Origin of the sequence: Amycolatopsis sp. NPDC004079, from assembly GCF_040610415.1 — a bacterium.
Classification (GTDB): Bacteria; Actinomycetota; Actinomycetes; order Mycobacteriales; family Pseudonocardiaceae; genus Amycolatopsis; species Amycolatopsis halotolerans.
This window is the reverse complement of record NZ_JBEXMH010000152.1, coordinates 1-3971: the sequence shown is the minus strand read 5'-3', so window position 1 is coordinate 3971 and position 3971 is coordinate 1. Positions and strand designations below refer to the sequence as shown.

Here is a 3971-nt window from a genome sequence, read left to right as displayed (position 1 = left end):
GGTCCGTGAAGGGCTCCTTGAGGGAATCTGATTCCTGCAAGGAGCCCTTCACGGACCTACGCAGGGCCGGGTCCATCGGCTAGGGAGCCACGCGGCCGTCGCAGCCCAGCCCGCTCCGCATCGCCGTGGCAGAGCCGGATACAGCTGCCGATGAGAAGACGCCAATGTGGCGTTGGTTGCGCGATGCACCCGCCGCGACGTCGGGCGCGCGAGACGCAAGCCCAACTCGGCGTTGTGTGCGTCCGATGCAACCAAGTCGGCATCGACGACGTCCTCAACACCGACACACCACGGCCAGCCCGGCCGCCGCCCTGCGCACCCACGCACACTCGGGGCGCGCAGGACCCCGCCGAAGCAGCGGCAGGAGCACGCCGGGAACGGGCACGGCGAGAGAGACGGAGGGGCAGCCGGAGCCGTCCGCCGGGTCGCGGGTGGGTCTCGCTCGGCGCGCCTGCGTCCGCAACGGGGCGTCGCCGCCCTACAGTCGGTGCGTGACCGCGATGACGCCAGTGCCCGATCTCTTCCGCGAAGCCGTCGCGGCGCTGCAAGCCGTCCGGCCGCGCCCGGAGATCCGCCTGGAGACGATGCGCGCGCCGCAGCGGCTCGCGCCGTGGTCGTACGCGTTGAGCTGCGAGCTCTCCGGACCCGCCGACGTCGAGGCGTCCGGCAGGCTGGTCCTGCTGCACGACCCGGACGGCCAAGAGGGCTGGGACGGCGTGCTGCGGCTGGTCATGTACGTCCGCGCCGAGCTCGATCGCGAGCTGGCCACGGACCCGTTCCTTCCCGCGGTCGGCTGGTCGTGGCTGACCGACGCGCTGGAGGCCTCCGGCGCCTCGTGGAAGGCGCTCGGCGGCACTGTCACGGAGACCTCCTCGGCCCGCTTCGGCGACATCTCCGGCCCGGCCCGCACCGACGACCTCGAACTGCGGGCCTCCTGGACCCCGACCGACGCCGCGCTCGGCCCGCACGGGCTCGCGTTCTGCCAGGTGATGGCGAGCGTCGTGGGACTGCCTCCAGTGGGCGTCACGCTGTTTGAACAGCGCCAAAGCTCCTGATTTCCTAAGTTCACCCGGTCGGGCAGCCTCTTCGCGGCGCTTGCACGCGCACGAACGCGCCTTCCCGGGCGGATTCGAGCCCTCCCGGCGCTCCGCCGGGATCTTCGGCGGGGCTTCACCGACGCCCACCACCGACCGTCCAACGTGGACTCCGGCGGCCGCTGCTCCGGATGCCGCACGTTCGTGGCCGGGCGTGATCACAGCCAGTGAACCCCCGGTAACCAGCTTCGACGCGGTTCCCGGCCCCTTTTCGACGCCTCCGTCAGGACGCCGGCGGCCGGGCAGCATGCAGGGCAAAACGTGAAAGAAAATGATCTTGCCCCGGCCGGAGCGCATTTCCGGGCCCGGGTCGCCGGGGCGGCGGCCCCGCTCCGGCAGCACCCGCAGGTGCACGGGCCATCTGCACGCCCGTTTCGATGCCGGTAACTCAGGTGCATCGCGGCCCGGTCGTCAGTCGTTAACAAGACTCCGATCGTTAGTCCGATCGTGTTACAACGACCTCGCTGAGTGACGAACTGTTTCGGATAGATACCCATTCGATCCCCCCGCAACGGCGTCCGGACGGCTACAGTGCCTGGGACGACACCACTTTCGGTCTAAAGCTGGCGCGGCTGAACGGCCGAAGGTCCCGGTGCCGGTCGGGGGGCACGACCGACTCCAGGGAGGTAGTGACGTGGCTACCGTCGGCTTATCTCAGGCCGTCCGATCCACGCCAGCCGGTGCTTTGCCGGCGAGCATGGTTCCGCACCCGCGGGAAGAGCTTTTTTCCGTGTTGGTGGTCGATGACCACCCGCTGTTGAGGGAGGCAATCGCAGCACGACTCGCACAGATGGGTGCGGGCACTGTCCACGAGGCCGCCACGGTGGCCGAGGCGAGGGCGCGAGCACAGGCCACCGGCCCGTGCGACCTGGCGATCCTCGATCTCGGACTGCCGGACGGCAGCGGCATCGAGCTGGTTACGGAACTCCGTAGCCACGGCTGGCCGCGCGTGGTGGTCCTGGCATCCTCCGACGACCCGTACGCGGTGCGCTCCGCGTTCCAGGCCGGAGCTCAGGCGTACCTGCTGAAGTCGGCGTCGCCGGTGGTAGTCACCGACGGCGTGCGCCGGGTTCTCGAAGGCGGCGTCTACGCCGACCCGAGCGTGGCCCCGGTCCTGGCGACCGGCACGCGAGTGGCGGGCACCGACAACACCCCGCGCGAGCTTTCCGCTCGCGAGGTGGAGGTGCTCCAGCTCGTCGCGGACGGGCAGTCGAACAAGGAGATCGGGGAGGAGCTTTCCCTCTCCGCGCTCACCGTCAAGTCCCACCTGTCCCGCATCGGGCGCAAGCTCGGCACGGGCGACCGGGCGCAGATGGTCGCGCTGGCGATGCGAGCCGGCGTGATCCGCTGACGACGACGAACCACGCCCCTGCGGGGCGGGCGGACCAGGCGCGGTCCGCTCGTCCCGTAGGGTCGTCGGACATGGGAACTGCACAGGCGGACGGAGCCCGGACCGGAGACGAGACCACCGAGGACTCCGGAACGCCGGTGCTGCTCCGCGAACCGGCCGAAGGCACCCCACCGGTGGTGACCGATCCCGTCGCGCTCGCCGAGGCGTGCGCGCGGCTCGCCGCGGGCACGGGAGCCGTCGCCGTCGACACCGAACGGGCGTCGGGCTACCGGTACTGGCCCAAGGCCTATCTCGTCCAGCTGCGCCGCGAAGGCTCCGGCACGGTGCTGATCGACCCGATCGCGCTCGCCGACGACCTTGCCCCGCTGCGGGACGTCCTCAACGACACCGAATGGGTGCTGCACGCCGCGTCCCAGGACCTGCCGTGCCTGGCGGAACTGGACCTGCGGCCGCTGTCGCTGTTCGACACCGAACTGGCCGGACGGCTGGCCGGGTACGAACGCGTCGCGCTGGGCACGCTCGTGGAGCTGCTGCTCGGGTACACGCTCGAAAAGGGGCACAGCGCTGCGGACTGGTCGAAGCGGCCGCTGCCGATCGACTGGCTCAACTACGCCGCCCTCGACGTCGAGCTGCTCAACGAACTGCGCGCGAAGCTCGAAACCGAGCTGGCGGCGCAGGGCAAGCTGGAGTGGGCGCAGCAGGAGTTCGAGGCGGTCCGCACCGCTCCCCCGCCCGCGCCGCGAGCCGAACCGTGGCGCCGGACGTCCGGGGTGCACAAGATCCGCAGCCCGCGCGGCCTCGCCGCGGTGCGGGAAATGTGGCAGGCCCGCGACGAACTGGCCCGCAAGCGTGACCGCGCGCCGAGCCGGATCCTGCCGGACAGCGCGATCGTCAACGCGGTGACCTCGGACCCGAAGACCGTCGAGGAACTGCAGGCGCTGCCGGTATTCAGCGGACGCGTGCAGCGCAAGTACACCGCCAGCTGGCTGCGGCATTTGCAGGCGGCGAAAGCGCTGCCGACGAGCGAACTGCCGAGCCCGAGCCAACCCAACGACGGTCCGCCGCCGGTGAACCGCTGGGCCGACAAAGACCCCGACGCCGCCGCCCGCCTGGCCGCCGCCCGAGCCGCACTGGCAGCGATCGCGGAGGACCGCAAGCTGCCGGTGGAGAACCTGCTGCTGCCGGATCTCGTCCGGCGCACCTGCTGGCGCCCCCCGGCCGACCTCGCGGAAGACTCGGTGGCGGACGTGCTGCGGGCGGGCGGGGCGCGACCGTGGCAAGTGGAGCTGACAGTGGCGGCGCTGAGCAAGGCTTTGCACAGCACGGCTTCCGAATAACAAGCCGGTGGTCTAGACCTCAAGTCGAGGTTTAGACCTCCGGACGCGAGCCACGACTTCCGCAACCAGGCCCAGCCCTGACCGCTCACTTGCCCACCACGCGGGATCGCGCCGGCGTTTGGGGGCTGCCCGGCGTGACAGGCCGAAGGCCCCCCCCCCCCCGCCGCCCCCCCGCGGGAGAGAGCCCCC

At 71.2% G+C, this 3971-nt stretch carries 3 protein-coding genes; all 3 read left to right on the top strand.

Features of this window, described 5'->3' with window-relative positions:
* Nucleotides 1-491 precede the first annotated feature (491 nt).
* The 3 genes from ABZX37_RS49245 (at nt 492) to ABZX37_RS49235 (ending at nt 3782) form a co-directional block, all read left to right on the top strand.
* The gene (locus ABZX37_RS49245; protein WP_354751255.1) at nt 492-1055 is read left to right on the top strand and encodes a DUF3000 domain-containing protein; all 564 of its coding nucleotides are present in this window, start codon (nt 492-494) and stop codon (nt 1053-1055) included.
* A gap of 673 nt (nt 1056-1728) precedes the next feature.
* Nucleotides 1729-2445, top strand: a complete 717-nt coding sequence (locus tag ABZX37_RS49240) for a response regulator transcription factor (protein WP_033291604.1) — start codon at nt 1729-1731, stop codon at nt 2443-2445.
* Nucleotides 2446-2516: 71 nt separating this feature from the next.
* A complete protein-coding gene (locus tag ABZX37_RS49235) occupies nt 2517-3782 on the top strand; it encodes a ribonuclease D (RefSeq protein WP_354751254.1) in 1266 nt (421 codons plus the stop codon).
* The last annotated feature ends 189 nt before the right edge of the window (nt 3783-3971 follow it).

Bases quoted from the DNA above. Each gene is read 5' to 3' on its own strand.
- ABZX37_RS49235 (WP_354751254.1), top strand. From the start codon at position 2,517: ATGGGAACTGCACAGGCGGACGGAGCCCGGACCGGAGACGAGACCACC.